1 pseudogene is annotated in these 446 nt (G+C 78.0%); it reads left to right on the plus strand.

The annotated features are described in order from the left end of the window. Window positions 1–438: pseudogene (locus CR470_RS38450) on the plus strand (bifunctional serine/threonine-protein kinase/ABC transporter substrate-binding protein); the annotation flags it as partial. Window positions 439–446 lie beyond the last annotated feature (8 nt).

The following is a 446-nucleotide window of genomic DNA, read 5'->3' on the forward strand; positions in this document are numbered from 1 at the left end:
GCTCCGGAGGCGGCTGCCGAGGCCGCACCGGGCGGGACTCCGGCCGTGGAGCCGGACGCCGCCCCGCCCCCGGAGTCCTGGTTTGCGTTGCCCGGGCTCTCCGCGCTGATCGCCGAACGTTCCGCGGCCGCCCTCGCGCTGCCGGACCCCGAGCCGCTGCCCGCCACCCTCGTTGCGGACGACGACGAAGCAGCACCGTCGGCGGCGGGACTCACGCGGCGGAGGCTCCTGATCGCCGGTGCCGCCGGGGCCGTCGTGGTCACCGGCGGCTCCACCGCGGCGTGGCTCGCCGGGCGGCGGTCCGCCGGCTCCGCGTCGGGCTCCGGCTCACCGCCCACGTACACGATCGGGCTCCACGCCGACCTCAGCGGGCCCGGCCGCGCCGCCGGGCTGGCGCACCAGCGCGGCGTACGGCCTGTCTCTTATACACATCTCTGAGCGGGCTG

Origin of the sequence: Streptomyces sp. rh34 (assembly GCF_002551245.1) — a bacterium.
In the GTDB taxonomy this organism is placed as follows: domain Bacteria; phylum Actinomycetota; class Actinomycetes; order Streptomycetales; family Streptomycetaceae; genus Streptomyces.